A 19,245-nucleotide genomic window follows, 5' to 3' on the forward strand; every position below is an offset into this window, starting at 1 on the left:
TTCTCAAAACCCGAACAAAACCTGCGCCACCGTGTGCTGAGGGTTTCTCAAAACCCGACCCAAACACCGAATCAAGGCTAATTTCTTAAAAATCAATCCGATAAAAGAACACAGGTAAGAACCCAAGCTGATATTCTTGTTTAAAGTACGGCGCTTGCGGGATATAGCTTAGACTCAGTTGATTTTTGCTACCCAGTACATTCACAATGTCCACCGCAATGGTATGCGTCAAGCGGTTTTTATTGATTTTGTATTCTGTTTTTAGGTCAAAACGCTTGTAAGGGTTGAATTGTAGTGAATTACGTGTGGCATCGGCATAAATAATTTCTTGGGCTAACCGCGATTGCGTTGCATCAACAGGGCCGTACCAGCGACCACCCGTGGCCGTGAGCTTTGCGCCGATGTTAAGACTTTTTCGTTTTTTGAACGTAAACTCTTTAGAAAACAGCGCGTTGAAGGCATATTTTCCGTTAAAATCAGTATTTCTCCAAATCTTATCCGAGCCTTGGTATTTGGCATCAAACAACGACGCCGTTACCAAAAAATAATAGCTGTTGCTGAAAAACTTTTCCAAGGTCATTTCAACTCCGTAGTTCCGACCGATGCCGCCATTTTGAAGTTGGTTGGGGAATAACCGAGAAAAGCCCGCCCCCGAGTTGACCAAGGAATACGAAGAAATGGTTTTTTCAACGGGAATATCGAAGAGATTTTGGTAATACGCTTCTACTAGCAAGCGCAAATTATCCGCGAGCATTTTACTATACCCAGCCACAAAATGCCAACTTTTGGAGAAACCTACGTTTTTGACGGGGAATCGCGTACTGCTATTTGCACCTCCTTGGTCATAAAAATAAAGGTATGAAGGCAGCCCCTGGCTATGTAAGCCCGTAGCAAATGTGAGTTTTTGACGTTGGGGAAGTTCCAAGGCAAACCCTAGTCTTGGTTCGACAATGGAGTAACTATTGGTATTGATAGAACTGTAAAGGCTACTAAGTCCCGCGTTGAACGAAAAGTTTTCGGTGAGGTAATGTTTGAACTGAACGTAAGGCTGTAGTAACACATACGTCGCATTATTGGTGTTCCAGCGGGTCACCCAATCGTTCCATTTTTGGGTGGTTTCATTAAAAGAGCGGGCTTGGTCAAAAGCCGTAAAGCTATATAAATCAGCCGTTAATCCTACTTTTAATGTGCTTTTTGCTCCCCATTTTCTGTTCAAATAAGTAGCCAACGAATATTTGTTTTCGGTAAACTTGTAATCCAATAATGGCCGAAGTGAGTCGATCACAAAGCGTTTATTCTCGATGAATGGCTCTCCTTGGGCATTTTTACGTAAAAACAAAAAATCGTGGTTAGCGTCTTGGCTGTTGGCAGAAACGGCTACAGTTGCTTTAAAAAATGTGCTCTTATTGATAGGTTTATTCAGCGTGATTCCGCCTACTGCCATGTTGGTAGAGAAGTATTGGTCGCGGTCGTTTTGCCCAAAAATATTGCGGTCGGACGCTTCTTGTTCGCTAATTAAAATATCAATCGTGCTGGCGCCGCCTACGCCCCAAACCGCAACATTACCGCCTTTTTTCAATGGAAAATTAAAACGTGCAAAGCCGTCGGCGTAGGTTGGGGTAGCTTCAGTGCCGATGTCGATACCCGCTTTTTTGAACAGCCATAAGTTGGCGTAGCGGCCTGTCACCAAGTAGGAAGCTTTGCTTTTTTTCGACAACGGCCCTTCGGCCAAAAATTCCGTACCCAGAAACCCAAATTGGGCCGAAAGCTGGTGCTTTTCGTCGTTGCCGTTGCGCAGTTTTAGGTCAAAAACGCCTGATGTTGTGTTGCCAAATTCGGCAGGAAATGCGCCAGTGAAAAAGTCAGAATTAGCCAAATACTTGTTGTTGATAATTCCCACAGGCCCGCCCGACGTCCCCGAAATGGCAAAGTGGTTGGGATTCGGAATGTTGATACCTTCCAGTCGCCAAAGCACCCCCGATGGCGAGTTTCCGCGAATGACAATGTCGTTGCGCGAGTCATCCGCCCCTTGTACGCCCGCAAAGTTAGATGCCATCCGAGCAGGTTCTCCGCGACTTCCCGCATAGCGTCCTGTTTCTTCCACCGAAAACTGACGCGCGCTGACCGTAGCCATTTCGTTGGCGGCTTCGCCGTTGCGTTTGACTTTCACGACTATCGTATTGAGTTCTGTCACAGATTCTTCCATTTCGAGGTTCAAAACCGTTTCGCGGCCTGCTTCTACGACGATGTTGTTGAGTAAAATTTCTTTGTAACCTACCAACGAAAAACGCAAAGTTTGTCGGCCTACGGGGACACTGGGTAACCGAAAATTACCGTCAACGTCCGTCACTGTTCCTACGGGCTGGGCTGCATTATTGAGCAAAAGAGCTGTCACGCCTATCAATGGAAATTTGGATTCTTTATCGACAATTTTTCCACGAACGGTTTGGGTGGGTTGGGCGAAAGTGGAAAGAGTAACTAATAAAAGAAACGCGGATAAAAGTAGGGTTTTCATAGTAAGGTAATTTAGAAACAATGATGGAAAATCTACAGTTGAAAAAACGATTGCTACGTCAGATGCCCCTAGATAGCGTCAGATACATTAATCCCCAGAACAATAAAATTCCAACCCCAATTCCAACTAATGTAATCAATAATGCTCTCCATATTGAGACAATTCCCTTTTTTGGGGAAGCATCATGTACTGATTTTGGTGTTTTCGGGGGCATATTTTTAGACCTCATCTTAGCGATGATGATGGAAATGATAATGGCTATTGCTCCGAAAATAGCAAATAGACTACTTCCAAGTAAACCGCCTGCGACGATAAGTATGATGCCACTGATGGCTATTACTTTTGCTGGAGCGTGTTTTTTTTCTCTCTTCACTACGATAGAATCTGTGCTATTTTTAGGATAGAATATACTATCCGATGGGTTGTGATTTGCCGATTGTGCTTGGGGAACCACGAGCAAAAACAAACTCAGGAGCAAAAGGGGTAAATATTTCATGATTTTAGTTTGAATTGCCTCTAAAAAACATTCCTGTCCACACCAAACAATACATGTGATATACCAAGCAAATACTCAATCCAACGGGTTTGTCTGCCATGTTTCCAAACATGATTAAAATTGGTACAGTCATCACAATTCGAATGATTTCGGAGGTAAAAAGCCAGCGTTTTGATTCTAAAATGCCGCTCCAATTGACAATTAAATGCCAAAGTAAGCCGCTACCTATGATTTTTTCTACTGTTGACCAGGAAGAATTAGGACTAATAATGAGCAACATCAACACAATACCAAAAACGGCACTCAGTATCAGATACAGTTTTGATTGTGGGAAAGGGTTAAGGGCAATGCGTCGTTGATTTTGAAGCGTAATCTCCTCCAATGGCGGTTTAGGTGGCAAATTGGAAGGACGCCAGCCCAAGGGCATAAACCAAATCCTGATTTTATCCCACCAGTTTGTAGCCGCTACCGCATCTTTCCAGAGAATATTGTAATAATGAAAGTTAATCACAATCGGATTCCAAGTTTGGGCTTGCCCGTACATACCATAAATCACTTTGTCGGTCTCTTCTTCAAAAGAACCAAACAAGCGGTCCCAAATGATGAGAAACTCCCCGTAGTTTTTGTCTAAATACTTAAAGTTTACCCCGTGATGTACCCGATGATGCGAAGGTGTGGTAAAAATAAATTCAATCCAACGCCAGAGTTTAGGAATCAATTCGGTATGGTGCAAAAACGAGATAAACAAGTGAATCCCCGTCATCATGTAAATATCAAACGGCTTAAAACCAATGAGGGTGAGTGGCCAAAAAAACACAAAAGAAAATAAACGTTGGGTAACACTTGCTCGTAATGCTACAAAAAAATTCATTTCTTGGGCACTATGATGCGGTGAATGTGCCGCCCACATAATGTTGATTTCATGTCCCCAACGATGTACCCAATAAAAGATAAAATCAATGCCAAGGAGCAAAAGCAGAAAGTTTGGAACGTTCATCGGAAGGTCATCAATCAACCGATAGTTGTCCCACAGATAGCCATAAACTACATATACTCCCGCCGCTACTAAAACATTGATTGTCTGATTGCCCAGTGCCGTTCCGAAGTTGGCAATGGCTTCGGCGAAGGAAATATAATTCCGTTTGTAATAAAGACACAGACCTACCTCAATGACAATAAAAAACAACGCCAGCGGGGTAAGAAGGGTGTAAATGTTTTGGGTGGAAAAAGTGATTTGTTCCATGTTCGTAAGGTTTAGTAAAAATAAATGCCTGTCCCAACGCCAATTGTCCCTAGTACAATCCCCGTATAGGATTTCTTATACCCCAACCGTAACGAGCCTATATTGGGGTGATTAACGTATTTAGAAGCCAATAGCTCTTTTCGGTGAATCAATCCGCTTATTCCAAAGCCTACGGCAACCCCGCCCAATACTGCGGCAAAAACAAAAGAAGAAGAGGATGAGAAAATAAAACTAATAGCGACTAAGGTGGCACTGAATATCCCTGCCACGAATGAGATTCGGGCAGCAACATTTTCGGAACGAGTGGTTACATCTCGGGTATATAGACCCAAAGTGAAGCGAAAGAGTCGGGACATAAGATTCGTTGGTTTAGGTTGGTAAAACTCGAATCAAAAATCACTTTCTTTCTCTTACGAAGCCACCATCTGTTTTCCAACGGCAGTAATCGGTTTATCTTCGGCAGAAAATCGTCAACTTTCCAGCCCCATTGCCCGTAAAAAATCGGGTTTTACGCGACGTGCTACGTCCACTTCGCTGCCATCTTCCATAAACACAACCCCGCCATCGCCCCTAACATACTTGGTCACGAAGTTGAGATTAATGATGTGCGATTTATGCACTTTGAAGAAATTGTCGTACTCTTTCAGTTGCTGTTCAAATTCTGCCAATGAGCGAGATGCTACCATTTTTTGACGATTGAAGAAATAAACGTTGGTATAACTGCCCATTGCTTCTATACGTACAATGTCTGCTACAGGAAAAAGAAGCACTCCTTCCAAAGTTGCAATTGGGATTTTCTTGACCTTTTCTCGTTCGTCACGCATCATTCTTAGAAACCGCTGCAAATCTTCTCCAGCGGTAGGCTGCTGCGTGAGCTCTTTTTCCATCATTTGGTTTTGTTCGGCAATCAATCGTTCGTTTTCAGTAAGGCGTTGAATGGCCAACTCTTGGGCTTCTTTTCCTTCTTTACGCAGGGTGTTGACTCGGTCCATCAGGGCAAAAGTTAGAAAAGTTGCTTGAATTAAGATGCCAATGTGGTAGCCGTAATAAGTAAAAACATGCTCAAAAGAAAGGATATTGAACAAAGTCAATACGATTAGCAATATTTCAATAATATAAATACCCCATCCTAACAAATAGAACCGTGCTGGGCTAAAACCACGCTGATAAAGCCAAAAACCTACAATTAAATACGACAAAAAAGTAATCAAAACCACAATGTTAAAAACCATTTCGGCTTTTTGAACACCAAAGAGTTTTGCTAAAATAATAAGCGTTGCCAACGTCCCCAGTCCTTGAAATAGCCGATGCAGGTGTGGCAATACTTTGGGGATATTAAGAAACGAAACAGAAAACCCAATACTGGTCAGAAGCGCACATAAACGTATCAGGCTCGAATTGATACCATTGTTCATAAAAGGCATTTCTCGCCATAAAAAATCAAACAGATAACCTTCAAAGCTAAGAAAAGTAAGTGCCGAAAAAACGACATGAAGTCCGTAGAATAAGTAAGTGCGTTCTTTTAGGGTAGCGTACATGAAGAAACTCAGTAATGCTACTAACACCATGACCCCCAACACAAAAAAATTGACGCGTGTTTCACGATAGACCCGTGCTACCAATGGCCTAATTGCTCCCAGTTCGATTTGAGATACTAAGCCATTCATATCTTTAAGACCTACAAATAGGTATTTTGGGTGCTTCCCTAAGTTGAGTACAATGCTATTGAAGGGGAAATAGCGGTTTTCAAAAGGACGCAATGCCCCCGTTTCCAGATAATAAGTAGTGTCTTCACTTACCACATAAGCATCAATATAATCAATGTCTTGCGCTAGAAAAAGCGCATAAAGGGTTTCGCTAGTGCGGTTCTGTAAATCGAACTTGAACCATATCCGAGAAGGTGAAAAACCCAAGTTGATGATTTTATCAGGAATATTTACAAATTGGGTATCGGGAATCTTTGCCACCTCCAAGTGAGATAGTTGATTACTACTGTCCACAAAATACCCAGCAGTACCTCCAATTTCGACCAACTGATTTGGATTCGTATAAGTTAATTTGGAGGGTTGTGCCCGACAATAACCTCCTACGGCTAATAATAGTGCGAGTAGATAATTTTTCATTTTCAAAGGGGAGGAGAAGGTGGATAGCTAACGAGAACTTTATGAAAGTGCGGAAATCAACATTAAAAAAACAGTTGCTAAAACAGTCCCTAAGGCTGTGCGCCAATAGCGCCGTTTTTCTCGTTTTCGTTCGTCGAGTGTCATTTCTTTGAAGGGTTTCATGTGTTTATCAATGGCCCGCCCCAAAAAATAAAAACCACCTGCCAAGATACCTAAACCCAACAAAATCATAGCCACCGCCGCCCAACCAATGCCAGCACAGGCAAGGTTGCAGGCTAATGCAGCACTGATGTAAGCGAGTACTATACCCGCCACAAACAGCAAAATATAACCAAGACGTAACAGTCCCTCATTCGACGATTTAGCTTTCTTATCATCTTCTTTTATTTGGGAAAGTTTTTTAGAAAAATGGGGACGTTGCTCGCTTGTTACCACGGTCATACTTCCATGGAGACTGGTGGTTGGCTGTGGCGATTGCACCAGGCCGCCAAGTACAGCTCCCCCCAAGGTGTAAATCCACAAATTGAGACAAAAAAGACTGACAAAAATTCGCTTTTGAAACAAAAACCGAGTGGTTGAATGAAGGTGCTGAAATTCTATTTTTTGATACTGTAAAACTAAGGTTCGAACCAGAAGCGCACTCCCAATAAGTATGAATAGTTGCGAAGACAATAACCCCACTAACAGCGCGCTGCCTACCGTGATTCCAATACAAGCATTGGTTAGTTCACAGAGTACAATGACCAAAATGGCTGGCCGAGCGTGTTGAGAGGCCCAGCGGGCTACGTAAGATTCCATAGTTGGCAGCGGTTAGTGTGAATAAAAAGAGCGAGTTTTAGGATATAAATATCGTAAAACTCGCTCGTCTTGCAAGTGAATAAAATAATTTACTCGAATACCCAACCTAAATAAACAATTCGGCCGATGGGTGCAGCTCCATAGACTTGTACGGCGTTGGTGTTCAGTAAATTGGTGCCACCAAGGCGAAGGGTACTTTTGATTTTTGGTAAACGGTAACTCACTTGTCCGTCCAACGTTCCAAAAGCTTGGATGTAACCCTCATCAACGGGCATAAAATAGGTGTATCCACTGGTGTGGCGATAGTTAAATGCGTACGAAGCGTTTTTCAAAGGCTCTCCTTGTACTCCTACGTTGAATTTGTGGGTAGGGGTATTAAATCCTAAAATCAAGCCTGGGACATCGTTTTCGTTGATATTCGACCAAGTGTAGTTAGAATTAATGTTTAATTTTTTGGAGAAGAAATACTCAAGACTCACGATGGCTCCCTGCGTATGCACTTCTTTATCGGCATTGGCCCAAGTTTGCATCAAACGTCCACGCGTACGGTCGGTGGAAGGTTTGGCAAAATCACCCGTGGCCGAAGGCAGTGGAACGCCCGTTGGAGCCAGCCCATCTTCGCGCCCATAAAAACGTAAGGTTCCGATAAAATTGTTATAAACCGAACGATAATAACTGGCGTCCACGTACAAGCCTTTGACAATCTGACCTTTATAGCCAATTTCCCAAGTATTCATTTGTTCGGGGGCAATTTTCTGAATCGTGACGGGTTTCAAGAAATCGGGATTCGCTTGTCCATTGGGCGAAGCCGAAACCGCGTTTAAGCCTTGGTAGCCGTTGGTGACGTTTCCTGCTACCAACAACGTACCAAAATCGAGATAAATAAACTGGTCTAACTGCGCAGGTTGGCGAAAGGCTTGGGCGTAGTTGACGCGGAAGTTATGTTGGCGGTTGTCACCCAGCGAAAGTACGGCCGAAACGCGTGGTGAAAAACGCCCTCCAAAATTGCGGAATTGGTCGAAACGTCCTGCGGCGGCTAGTTTTAAGCGGTTTTTCCACAGGCTATATCGAAGCTGTCCATAGGCGCCTCCGTCCCAGTTCACGATGCGGTCGCGGTACTGAACCTCGTTGGTATTGGCGGCAATGGGCGAATTAGGGCCGTCGGAAAATAACGTCCCTGCCGATTGCAACAAATGGGTACGGTACGACGCCCCAGCGATGGCGTTGAGTTTGCCAATATTCCATTCGCGTTGGCCGCTAATATCCCAAAAACGAGCAGTGTTGGCAAAAGCCGCTCCGCGCACCGTTTTGGTTCCGTTGACATCAATCAGGCCAATTCCCGCCACCACTTGCTCTCTAAGTTGTTGGAAAAGTGGACTTCCAACGGGTAGCTGGACGCCAGCAGCAAGCTGAGTTGCCAAGGCTTGGGCGGCTTCTATGCTTTGGTTTCCTGCAATGGATTGCGAAAGAACGTAAGGATTGGGCGTTCCTCCCGCTGAATTTGGTGCAAAGGCGTTTAAAGCTGCTCCTGCGTTTAAGCCATTGCTACGTGCAGCAGTAAAGACTTGGTTCCAAACTGAAAAATAGTTTTGGGCAAAAGTAGGATAGCGTGTGCCGTTGGGCTGGTTGCCTGCGGCCATGGGAGCGTTCATCAAACCGCTGGCCAACGAACCCAAGTCGTAAGCTTTACCGCCGTAATCGAATACCGTGTAAGCCCGCAAAAACCATTTGTCGGTTTTAAGTTCGACCCGATGGACGTCGTATTTCATTCCGCGCTGTGCGTAGCGACTGGTACTTTGGAAGATACCATTGCTGACCGACAAGCGGTATTCATAGACTGCGCGGATTTTGGGGGTAATTTGCCAATGAAACGATGGGTTGATACGGTAATTTCCTGCTTTATAATTGCCATTGTTGAACAATTTAAACGGATTTCCCGACGACTCAGGCCAGTTAGCCATTTCGGCTTCGGTATAGCCTCGTGTGTAAATGCGATAGCTTTGATTGTTGTTCAAAGCCGTGAGTGCGGGTGTGGTGATGGTGCTGCCAACCTCACCATAACGGTTGATGGCATTCCAGCCTGTATTGCTTCCTTCGGCGTTGTTTAGAGGGTCAGAACCCGCCAAACCTCCCGAAGTGACGCGTTTGATAGCCGCACTGTTAGAAGCCAAAAATTCGTCGGCTTCAAAGTAGTTGGCACTGATTTTAAACGCAAAACGCTCACCAAACACTTTGGCGTAGCGGAGTTGGCCGTCAATCATGCTGCGATTCCCGCCTCGCAACGAAGCCGAAAGCCCTTGGTATTTGAACGGGTCTTTGGAGTGCATGAGCAGTACGCCGTTGAAGGCATTGGAACCATACAAAGCGGAGTTGGCACCAAATACCACGTCCACGCTTTCCATATCCAGTTCCGAAACGCCTACCCAGTTTCCGTAGTAAAGCGAGGCCGTTGGAGACGCTACATCGACGTAGTCGGCGAGCTGAACGACTCGCTCGGCTTTTGAACTGTTGAAACCACGGGTACTAAAACTGGTGATTAACCAGCTCGACTGGCTTACATCAATGCCTTTCAGCCGTGCGAGCGACGAAATAAATTCGGTAGAAGGCAGACGCTTGAGTTGAGCAGCAGTGAGGCGTTCGACCGAAACGGGAGTTTCCATGAGTGGCTCGGCGGTGCGGGAGGCCGATACAATCACCTCTTTTAAATAAAGGGTGTCTAATTCGAGGTTTTTTTTCTTGGTTGGAACTTGCGCAAACGAAAATTTAATGGCACTTAAACTTAGTAAAATGGGAGTGAAAAATTGTTTCATTTTTCGTTTTTCGTGGGATAGTTTGCCGCAAACTTAGATACAAACATTTATGATTGAGCAAAAACGCTTAAAATTTCTCCTCAAAATTTTACTTTTTGTCTTCAATAAAATATTTCTTTAATACAATGTGAGTTTATAAAAAAACAAAGAAATGAATTTAAAAAGTACCTAAAGTATTGTATTTTACAAAGTTCAGGTTTAGCTTTGTTAATCTCTATTTTACCAAAAATTTACACATCAGTTTAGAATGGAAACCAAGATGGACCACCACCTCGCCGTGCCTGTGGGTGTGACGCTCGACCGTTACATCATGCACAACCAAAATTCCTTCGCTTTTGCTACGGGAGAGCTTTCCCAACTTCTTCGGGACATTGCTTTGGCAGGAAAAATTATTAACCGCGAAATCAATCGTGCGGGATTGATTGACATTACGGGGGGCTTCGGGACGAACAACGTTCAAGGGGAGGCCCAACAGAAGCTCGATGTCGTAGCTAACATTCGTTTTATCCGTGCGCTCATCAATGGCGGAGAAGTATGCGCCATTATTTCGGAAGAAGACGATGATATCATTTATACGGGCAACAACAACGCCAAATACGTGGTGGCGATGGATCCGCTTGATGGCTCATCGAATATCGACGTCAACGTGTCAATCGGGACGATTTTCTCCATTTACCGCCGCATAACACCGCTAGGAACGCAACCTTCGATGGATGATTTTATGCAGGGTGGTGAAGAACAGGTGGCAGCAGGCTATATTTTGTATGGTTCGTCCACTATTTTGGTATATACAACGGGCAATGGTGTCGCAGGCTTTACGTATGATTCGTCGTTAGGAGAATTTATTTTGTCGCATCAAAACATCAAAAGCCCCAAAGACGGGAAGATTTTTTCGTACAATGAAGGGAATTACAATCAGTACGCCGAACCGATTAAAACCTACCTCAACCACTGTCGCGACCGAGGCTATTCGTCGCGTTACATTGGCTCGTTAGTGGCTGATTTTCACCGAAATTTGCTCAAAGGTGGCGTATATCTCTATCCACCGACGCACAAAGACGCCAACGGAAAACTACGCCTTTTATACGAATGTTACCCCTTGGCGATGATTGCCGAACAAGCAGGTGCCAAAGCCTCCGACGGTACGCAGCGCGTGCTTGACATCAAACCTGATTCCCTTCATCAGCGCGTACCGCTCTATATTGGCGCCGAAACGATGGTAAAGGAATTATTGGCATTGTTGAAATAGAAAGCTATTTACTGCGGGCATCCTTGGATTTTTGCTTCAAATGTAGTGCCTTTGTTTGCTTCAAAACCTCGTTCTAATGTGATGGAATTGCCTGCCTGATAAACACCTCGGGCAGGCGAATACAGTTTATTCCGAGCGTTGATGTGTTCTTTTGCACCTGCAAATACCTGGGTATTGGTGTTGGTCGTGACGCTCAAGTTAGTGCTGCTGCACGGAGGGTCTAGTTGGAGCAAAGGATCGCCTAATTGTATTTGTACCATGGCAGTGCTAGAACCGTGTAAATAAGCGTCGCCAAAAAATACCCTCGTACTGATGTCCCAAAACAATGACTTTTCGTGGAAGTAATCAATCAAGGGTGAGCGATAGTTGATGATAGCAAGAAAAATAGGGGTAGTAAATGCTTTCACAAACAAGGTATTCCCTTTTTCAAGGTAAGCCCCTGCCACATAGTCATAGGTGTTGAATGCTCCAACCGAACAGGAGTGAAAATCAAAAAGCATTGTATTTAGCTGTGGTAGGTCGCGAATCGTCTGATTTGCAATGCCGTAGTAGTGGTAGGTAGGAGCGCCGTGTCCCATGTAAAGCGCAATTTCGTAGGATTTGTTGGCAAGTTTAGAGGTATAATCTTGGTGCCAAACTGGGTCATAGCCATGATAGTCTAAGCCGTATTTTTGAGGAACTTGAATGGTGTCATTGGACTGCCAACGGGAAATAGTCTGTGACAAAGTAGCAGGAGAAGCGCCATCGTTTAGTTGGGTGTCAGCAAAAAGAACAGACTTATTGAACGTAATTTTTCCTATTTTAAAACGGTGCAGTTTAGAGAAATAGTTTAGAATATAGTCTTTTTTTGGTGTAGGGCCATTGGGCAGTAAAGCACCATACGCAATCTCATACGAGTTAGATTGAGTGGTCGTATTTCCTATGTCATTGGCAGGCAATCCATTGAATGAACAATAGCTATATGTGCGTAATACAAATTGATCTTCTTCGGGATTATAAATGTATTCTGGATTGTAAACTTGGGTGTAAAAATTAATGCTCAAATCAGAATAAGTATTGATGGGCGTATTGTTTGTTGGATTTAAAAATCGACGTTGAATGGTCGTGGCAGCGTTAGAACCTATGAAAAATAAATAACGAAGCGGTTGCCCGATGTCTTCATAGTCTTGCCTGATTTTATTGACTAGGTCCTGCTTTTTTTGATTTTGGTTTTCAAGATAAATTTTTTCAAAAGTAATTGGATAATAGGTAGATACATCTTTTTTGTAAGTCGAAAGTGCTTGGTCTATTTCCGAATCTCCTTCAAGATCTTTATCAATAATGAACAGGAGTTTTTTAGGACGATTCAGCGGTTCTCTTGCAGTGGTAAAATAGTATGTATTTGAAGTTTCACCAGAACAACTATAATCAGGCGTGGGACTATTATAATTTACTTTTATACTATATGTTTCATTCGGTTTGAGACCACCTAGTGTGGTTGTTAAAGTTCTTGTATCGGTATTAATGGCTTTGTTATTATAAATGATATACTTAGAAAATCGAGTATTTATTTCGTTGGTTTTAAAAACGTATATTGAGAAAAAACGTACCTCATTTAAGTTAAGGGATGGGTCAAACGAGACCTGAACGTGTACCTTGCTTTCTGGAAAAAGGTTGTCTAATGAAGTGGTGATTTTTACTTGAGAAGAAGCCACAGCTCGGGCTTGTGGGTTTTCAATTGGCTTAAAGGTAAAACGATTGTTCTCGTCCATATAAAACTCAACCTTTTGAGCTTGTCCATTTATACTACAAAATAGCAGTAATAAGACTCCGAAAAGTAGGGTAGAACGTAGCATGATTTTGGTGTTTGGATAACAAAACGGGTTGATAATGAGGCGTATTCAACAAAGACGCAGTACTTACGTCAAAGGTTGTATTATTCCTCCAAACACAAAATAAAATGAAGTTCAAAACCTACTCGTAACGAGCCGCTATTAATTCAAAAGCAGTTCATCAACCAACAGCAACGCAGTACGTCCCTTGCTTCCGTGCCAATCAGGGATTTTTTGCAGGGGCTTGGCTATTATTTTTAGATAAGTAATGTTTTGGGGTTTTACTGGACAGGTAACACTCAATAAAGAATGCGTTCTGACTTGCGTCGGCATCGTCGGTTTCAATTTGCCGATGAGTTTCAGTTGGGTAGGGCTAGTGCCGCCCCACACTTCAATTGATTCGGGGGGAAAAATACCCGTTTCGGTTTCTTCCATAATACGCAACCCTACGGACGAGAGCAAAATGGGTTTTTTAAACTCCGAATAGATGGCCAAATCGTTGTTCCGAACTCCCGTCCAGTTGTTGGCCCAAGCGGGGCTGTTGGCATTGAATGTTCCTAAAATCCCGTCAAAATAAGATTTAGCACCCGCTGCTTGGTGAACTCGATTAAGTGGGAGTAATAAGCTGATGCTGTCGGGTTGGTAGGTGTTTTTGTAAAAATCAAAAACCACTTCATCGCTGCCAAACCAGCCTTTTTTAAACGCTTTTGCGCGGATTTTTGTACTGTTTTTTAAGACCGTTTGGTTGGTGAAAACTGGCGAATGAAGGCTATCGGGCGCCGTTCCGTCGGTGGTATAACGAATTTCTACGCCTCGGATGGGGTGGTGGAGTTTCACCGAAAGTTCCTGATTAAACACCATAGAGCTGTTTTTGACTTGCGGGGTGTTCAACTTGATGGGGTTACTGCCGTCGTCTTTAAAACCAGCAATAAATTCAATGTTTTTGTACGTTTTCTGTAATTGCTGAACTTCCGTAGGCGTCAAGCCTGTATTCCAAACCGACATACTTTTGAGGCTTTTCAGTTTCCCAATCGACGCTTGAAGTTCTGTCAACGTAATTTTAGTGCCTGAGATATTTAAGGTTTTAAGCTGTTTTAAACCAGTGAGTTCTGAAAGCCCTTTGCCCGAAATGTCAGTAAAGTTTAAGTCTAGCTTTTGCAAATTTTCAAACTGAGTTACCGCTTTTAGGTCACCATCTTTGACGGGCAATTTGTTCAGATTGAGAGAAACCACTTGGGTTTTAAGCTCGCTCAATTCTTGGATTTTTTCGGGAGAATAGGCGGCTTTGTTATATAAATTGACCGACAGTGCGGGCGACGAAAGCGATAACGGCGCAATGGTACGGTCGTTGTTGCTCAATTTTTTGATGGTTTCTTCGTCGGCTGCCCCAAAATTAAACTTATCTTCGGGCGTTTCGGTGGTTTGAAAGAGAGTTGCCGCCACCAAGCGCAAAGAGTCCCGCGCGGGGAGATCGATTACTTTTTTGTTAAATACGGCGTTTGATTTTATCCAAAGCGCCAGCAACAGCTGTTCCGAATCAGTCAACTGGGCTTTGCCCACGGGAGGCATGTGCTTTTTGTCATCGTTGGGTAAATGAATGCGCTGGAGCAACAAACTGATTTCGGGCTTGCCCGCCACAAAAAGCTTACCCGATTTGCCGCCTTTTAACAAGGCTGCTTCGTTGACCAGCGATAACTCACCTTTCAATTTTTCAGGATTATGGCAACTCACACATTTTTGTTCTAAAATGGGCCGAATGACGTGGTCAAATACCAAGGCTTTGTCCAAAGGTACGCCTTCGCTCCGCGTAAGAGGTTCTGATACAAAGTTTTCGCCGTGGGTCAGGGTCGCTCCGTAATGCCCACCAACCAGTAGTGCAATGGCCACTGAAGCCGCACCAATACGGGCAAGGATGGGGGTGTACCAAGGTGCTTTACGGAAAAAATAAATAGCCGTACCTGTCCACAACGTGCCTATTCCCAGCCATTTATGTGTAATAAGGGTGTTTCCTGCGTAGCCATCTTCTTTGGCCAAAAACAGCCCCATAACGATGGTGATTGCAGCGGTAAATGTACCTGCTAACCAAAACGACGATAGAAATTTTTCATAAAAATCATTAGTGGAGTTTTCGGTTTTAAACCGAAATACTTCCATCCCAAGCGCCAACAACAGTAGGACAATCGGAAAGTGCAAAAGCAGTGGGTGCATTCTCCCAATTGGCTGAATCCAGAGGGGAACAACCCATTGACTCTCAAAAAAAAGTAAGAATAAAATGAAAATATTCGCAACAATCAATAATTGCTCTGCTATGCCTTTGACCTTATTGCCCATGCTACTTGTGTGAAATTGCTTGAATGATTAGCTGATAATGTCGCGCACTACTCTGCCTGCCACGTCGGTGAGGCGGTAGCGGCGACCCAGATGTTTGAAGGTCAGTTGTTCGTGATTAAGGCCAAGAAGGTGCAGTACCGTGGCGTGAAAATCGTGTACGTGAACGGGATTACGGCTAATGTTGTATCCCAGCTCGTCGGTTTCACCATAAACGGTACCAGGCTTGATACCACCTCCTGCCATCCAAATACTAAAGCAACGAGGGTGGTGGTCGCGGCCATAATTGTCAGCCGTTAGTTTGCCTTGGCTATAGCTTGTGCGGCCAAACTCTCCGCCCCAAATAACCAGGGTTTCGTCGAGTAGCCCTCGTTGTTTGAGGTCTGTCACCAACGCCGCCGAGGCTTGGTCCACGTCTTTGGCTTGGCTAGTTATTTCAAAGGGAAGATTGCCGTGTTGGTCCCAACCTTGGTGGTACAGTTGCACAAAACGAACGCCGTTTTCGGATAATTTTCTGGCCAACAAGCAATTGGCCGCATACGTACCTGGAACCAAACAATCGGGGCCGTAGAGTTTGACAACATCATCGGGTTCTTTAGATACGTCCATGACCTCGGGCACGGCCGTTTGCATCCGATAAGCCATTTCGTATTGTTTGATTTTTGCAGTGATTTCGGGGTCGCCAAACTCCTTGTAAGACAGGTCGTTGAGTGATGCTAAATTGTCTAACATATCCCGACGTTCTTCGCGGTTCATGCCTTCGGGGTCGCGCAAGTACAAAACGGGGTCTTCACCTTTACTAAATTGAACTCCTTGGTGAATAGAATCCAAAAAGCCGTTGGTCCAAAGTTTGGAATAGACCCCTTGCCCGTTGCCAATTCCACGTGAGAGCAACACCGCAAAATCGGGTAAATTTTTGTTTTCGTTGCCCAATCCATAACTCAACCAAGCCCCCATACTCGGGCGATTTCCTTGCTGCGAGCCTGTTTGCAAAAAGGTCAGCGCAGGGTCGTGGTTGATGGCCTCAGTGTACATCGAACGCACGATACAAAGGTCATCGACGATTTTGGAAGTATAGGGCAATAAATCACTTATCCACGCGCCCGATTGTCCGTATTGTTTAAAGTTGGTGAATGAGCCTGCCAACGGAAACGATGCTTGGTTGGCCGTCATACCCGTCAGTCGCTGCATACCCCGTACTGATGGCGGTAATTCCTGCCCCACCATTTCGCGCAGTTTGGGTTTGTAATCAAACGTTTCCATTTGAGAAGGAGCTCCGTTTTGAAACAAATAAATGACCCTCTTGGCTTTGGGTGCAAAGTGAGGAATACCTGGAACAAAATTTGCCCCGTCTTGGTCGCCGCCGTTCAATAAATTAGGAATCATCAACGAACCTAGCGCCACGCTTCCTAGCCCCAAACTCATGGTGGACAAAAAGCGACGGCGATTGAAGGTCAGGCCGTGTTCAAGGATTTGTTTGTCAATTTTGCTCATATATCTCAAAGGATAAATTCAAACAGGTAAAAGATGATATTATGTCTTCATCAATGTTTCTTCCAAATTATAAATGGTATTCACAATCCGCATCAACGCCGCCAATTGCACTTTGTCCATCTGTACAGGAATAGGGTATTCGCCGACTGCAAGCGCCTTTTCTGCCCGTGTTGGGTTGAGTTTTTTTAGCTCTTTTTGGTAATAACTTTCCAAAATTTCGACTTCCTTGTCCGTAGGTTTGCGGCACACAATGAGGCGGAAAGCCTTGGTGATTTTCTCTTTAGTTACCGATTTTTCTTCCAGAAGCTTGGCGGCCAACACCCTTGACGCTTCCAATACCGTGGGGTCGTTGAGCATGATGAGGGCTTGAAGTGGCGTGTTGGTTCTCAATCGCTTCACTTCGCACATGTCGCGGGTACTGGCATCGAAAATGGTCAGCATCGGCGGGGGAACAGTGCGTTTTATCAAGGTGTACATACCTCTACGGTAAAGCTGATTACCATGGTCTTGCACATACATTGACAGCAGCCCACGGCCCGATGTTGCTCCTTCCCACAGCCCAGGTGGCTGGTAAGGCTTAACACTCGGCCCACCGATGGTGCGAACCAACAAACCGCTGCTCGATAAAACAACGTCCCGTACAAACTCGGCATGAATCCGATAGCGGGGGGCGCGCGCAAGGTAAATATTATCGGGGTCGGCGGCCAATTTTTCAGCAGAAACCACGGCCGATTGACGATAGGTAGCCGACATGACGATTTGTTTTACGAGGCGTTTGATATTCCAATTATGTTCCATCAAATCCACCGCCAGCCAGTCGAGCAAAGCAGGGTTGGAGGGAAGTTCGCCCTGCATTCCAAAATCCCCCGTTGTTTTTACGATACCTTTTCCGAAAAACTCTTGCCAGATTTGGTTGACAAAAACCCGAGCGGTCAGTGGGTTCTTTTTATCAAATAGCCATTTGGCTAATCCAAGGCGGTTTTTGGGGTAATTTTTGTTAAAAGGCAAAATGATATTGGGCGCATTGGGCTCTACTACATCGCCTGGGGCATCGTACGACCCCCGCCGCAAAATGTGGGTTTTTCGTACCGTGTCCAAGTCCGTCATTACCGACACAATCAGCCCGTTGGTATCGGGTTTGTTAATAAATTTCAGGATGCTCTTAACGTCTTGATTGCTGATTTGCATCAACGGTTTTTTGGCGTAAGTTTCGGGGCCTCCAATCACCGATTCAATACCCACCTCATTGACGTTATTAAAAAAGGCAAACAACTGGTAATAATCTTTTTGGGAGAAAGGGTCGTACTTATGGTCGTGGCAGTGGGCACATTCCATGGTAAGCCCTAAAAATGCTTTCCCAAATAAATCATTTCGGTCGGTGACGTAGCTAATCCGATATTCTTCAGGAATCACCCCGCCTTCTTCCGTGATTTTGTGGTTGCGGTTAAAACCCGTTGCCAGTAAATGCTCTTTGTTTTCAGGGTCGTTGGCGGGACTTGGCAGAAAATCACCCGCGAGCTGCCACGTAACAAACTGGTCGTAAGGCATGTTTTTGTTCAGCGCATGAATCACCCAGTCGCGCCAAGGCCATTGGGTGCGGTAGCCGTCGTCTTGGTAGCCGTGCGAATCGGCGTAGCGGGCTAAATCGAGCCAATAAATGGCCATTTTTTCGCCGTAAGAAGGATTTTTCAACAACTCGTCCACGACTTTTTCGTAGGCGTTTGAACTGTTGTCGGCTAAGAAACCCTCCATCATTTTTAGGGTAGGAGGAAGCCCCACTAAATCAAGGCTAACACGTTTCAACAAGCGTTCTTTGTCGGCTTCGTCGTTGGGTGTCAGCCCTTTTTGTTCTTGTTTTTGAAGAACAAAGTAATCAATTTCGTTTTTGACCCATTTTTCATTGTCCACCTCGGGGAGTGCTGCTTTTTTGGGAGCCACAAACGCCCAGTGTTTTTCGTACTTAGCACCTTGTTCAATCCAGCGTTCGATGAGAGAAACTTCGCGAGGGCTGAGTGTCAAATTTGACTCTTTCGGCGGCATCACTTTGGAGGTATCTTTGGTGGTAATCCGCAAAAATACTTCTGACATATTGGGCTTTCCTGCCACAAGTGCGTGGGCCGACGGGTTTTCCTTCAAGGCGGCAAAAGCACTTACGGGGTCGTCCAGACGAAGTCCTGCTTGGCGTTTGTTGGCGTCGGGGCCGTGGCAAGCCAAGCACTTGTCGGAGAGAATAGGCCGAATGTCAAAGTTGTAGCTTATCTCATCGGGTAGTTCTTCCTCGGTGGGACTCGAACTACCCTTGCAGGCTTGCAGGTACGTAAGCATACCAGCCACAACGAAGGTCAAGAAAAACGTTTCTTTTTTCATACGGAAACACG

At 44.6% G+C, this 19,245-nt stretch carries 12 protein-coding genes; 1 reads left to right on the forward strand and 11 read right to left on the reverse strand.

Annotation, left to right across the window (positions count from 1 at the left end):
* Positions 1–85: 85 nt before the first annotated feature.
* The 7 genes from AC23P2_RS17075 to AC23P2_RS17105 form a co-directional block, all read right to left on the reverse strand.
* On the reverse strand, positions 86–2,515 hold the full coding sequence (locus AC23P2_RS17075) for a carboxypeptidase-like regulatory domain-containing protein (RefSeq protein ID WP_487774319.1): 2,430 nt from the start codon (positions 2,513–2,515) through the stop codon (positions 86–88).
* A gap of 58 nt (positions 2,516–2,573) precedes the next feature.
* On the reverse strand, positions 2,574–3,011 hold the full coding sequence (locus AC23P2_RS17080) for a hypothetical protein (RefSeq protein ID WP_487774320.1): 438 nt from the start codon (positions 3,009–3,011) through the stop codon (positions 2,574–2,576).
* Between the two features lie 4 nt (positions 3,012–3,015).
* Positions 3,016–4,254: a sterol desaturase family protein gene (locus AC23P2_RS17085; RefSeq protein ID WP_487774321.1), complete on the reverse strand. Its 1,239-nt coding sequence runs from the start codon at positions 4,252–4,254 to the stop codon at positions 3,016–3,018.
* A gap of 11 nt (positions 4,255–4,265) precedes the next feature.
* Positions 4,266–4,610: a hypothetical protein gene (locus AC23P2_RS17090; protein WP_487774322.1), complete on the reverse strand. Its 345-nt coding sequence runs from the start codon at positions 4,608–4,610 to the stop codon at positions 4,266–4,268.
* 114 nt (positions 4,611–4,724) lie between these two features.
* Positions 4,725–6,377, reverse strand: a complete 1,653-nt coding sequence (locus AC23P2_RS17095) for a 7TM diverse intracellular signaling domain-containing protein (protein WP_487774323.1) — start codon at positions 6,375–6,377, stop codon at positions 4,725–4,727.
* Positions 6,378–6,416: 39 nt separating this feature from the next.
* A complete protein-coding gene (locus tag AC23P2_RS17100; protein WP_487774324.1) occupies positions 6,417–7,175 on the reverse strand; it encodes a hypothetical protein in 759 nt (252 codons plus the stop codon).
* A gap of 89 nt (positions 7,176–7,264) precedes the next feature.
* Positions 7,265–9,985, reverse strand: coding sequence for a TonB-dependent receptor (locus AC23P2_RS17105; RefSeq protein ID WP_487774325.1), 2,721 nt, complete (start codon positions 9,983–9,985; stop codon positions 7,265–7,267).
* Between the two features lie 247 nt (positions 9,986–10,232).
* Here AC23P2_RS17105 and fbp point away from each other — a divergent pair, with 247 nt between their 5' ends.
* A complete protein-coding gene (gene fbp / locus AC23P2_RS17110; RefSeq protein WP_487774326.1) occupies positions 10,233–11,234 on the forward strand; it encodes a class 1 fructose-bisphosphatase in 1,002 nt (333 codons plus the stop codon).
* Positions 11,235–11,242: 8 nt separating this feature from the next.
* Here fbp and AC23P2_RS17115 read toward each other — a convergent pair whose 3' ends face one another.
* The 4 genes from AC23P2_RS17115 to AC23P2_RS17130 form a co-directional block, all read right to left on the reverse strand.
* Positions 11,243–13,069, reverse strand: a complete 1,827-nt coding sequence (locus tag AC23P2_RS17115) for a 3-coathanger stack domain-containing protein (protein WP_487774327.1) — start codon at positions 13,067–13,069, stop codon at positions 11,243–11,245.
* 138 nt (positions 13,070–13,207) lie between these two features.
* Positions 13,208–15,253, reverse strand: a complete 2,046-nt coding sequence (locus AC23P2_RS17120; RefSeq protein ID WP_487774328.1) for a c-type cytochrome domain-containing protein — start codon at positions 15,251–15,253, stop codon at positions 13,208–13,210.
* Between the two features lie 150 nt (positions 15,254–15,403).
* Positions 15,404–16,858 (reverse strand): DUF1501 domain-containing protein, encoded by a 1,455-nt coding sequence (locus AC23P2_RS17125; RefSeq protein WP_028526110.1) that lies wholly within the window; start codon positions 16,856–16,858, stop codon positions 15,404–15,406.
* A gap of 48 nt (positions 16,859–16,906) precedes the next feature.
* Positions 16,907–19,234 (reverse strand): PSD1 and planctomycete cytochrome C domain-containing protein, encoded by a 2,328-nt coding sequence (locus tag AC23P2_RS17130; RefSeq protein WP_487774329.1) that lies wholly within the window; start codon positions 19,232–19,234, stop codon positions 16,907–16,909.
* Positions 19,235–19,245: the final 11 nt, after the last annotated feature.

The organism is Runella sp. R0.1_18, from assembly GCF_057652155.1.

What these genes read in the sequence shown, in the direction of transcription:
- AC23P2_RS17090 (WP_487774322.1), bottom strand. Translation starts at nt 4,610, where the DNA reads ATGTCCCGACTCTTTCGCTTCACTTTGGGTCTATATACCCGAGATGTA.
- AC23P2_RS17085 (WP_487774321.1), bottom strand. Translation starts at nt 4,254, where the DNA reads ATGGAACAAATCACTTTTTCCACCCAAAACATTTACACCCTTCTTACC.
- AC23P2_RS17095 (WP_487774323.1), bottom strand. Translation starts at nt 6,377, where the DNA reads ATGAAAAATTATCTACTCGCACTATTATTAGCCGTAGGAGGTTATTGT.
- AC23P2_RS17075 (WP_487774319.1), bottom strand. Translation starts at nt 2,515, where the DNA reads ATGAAAACCCTACTTTTATCCGCGTTTCTTTTATTAGTTACTCTTTCC.
- AC23P2_RS17100 (WP_487774324.1), bottom strand. Translation starts at nt 7,175, where the DNA reads ATGGAATCTTACGTAGCCCGCTGGGCCTCTCAACACGCTCGGCCAGCC.
- AC23P2_RS17120 (WP_487774328.1), bottom strand. Translation starts at nt 15,253, where the DNA reads ATGCACCCACTGCTTTTGCACTTTCCGATTGTCCTACTGTTGTTGGCG.
- AC23P2_RS17130 (WP_487774329.1), bottom strand. Translation starts at nt 19,234, where the DNA reads ATGAAAAAAGAAACGTTTTTCTTGACCTTCGTTGTGGCTGGTATGCTT.
- fbp (WP_487774326.1), top strand. Translation starts at nt 10,233, where the DNA reads ATGGAAACCAAGATGGACCACCACCTCGCCGTGCCTGTGGGTGTGACG.
- AC23P2_RS17080 (WP_487774320.1), bottom strand. Translation starts at nt 3,011, where the DNA reads ATGAAATATTTACCCCTTTTGCTCCTGAGTTTGTTTTTGCTCGTGGTT.
- AC23P2_RS17105 (WP_487774325.1), bottom strand. Translation starts at nt 9,985, where the DNA reads ATGAAACAATTTTTCACTCCCATTTTACTAAGTTTAAGTGCCATTAAA.
- AC23P2_RS17115 (WP_487774327.1), bottom strand. Translation starts at nt 13,069, where the DNA reads ATGCTACGTTCTACCCTACTTTTCGGAGTCTTATTACTGCTATTTTGT.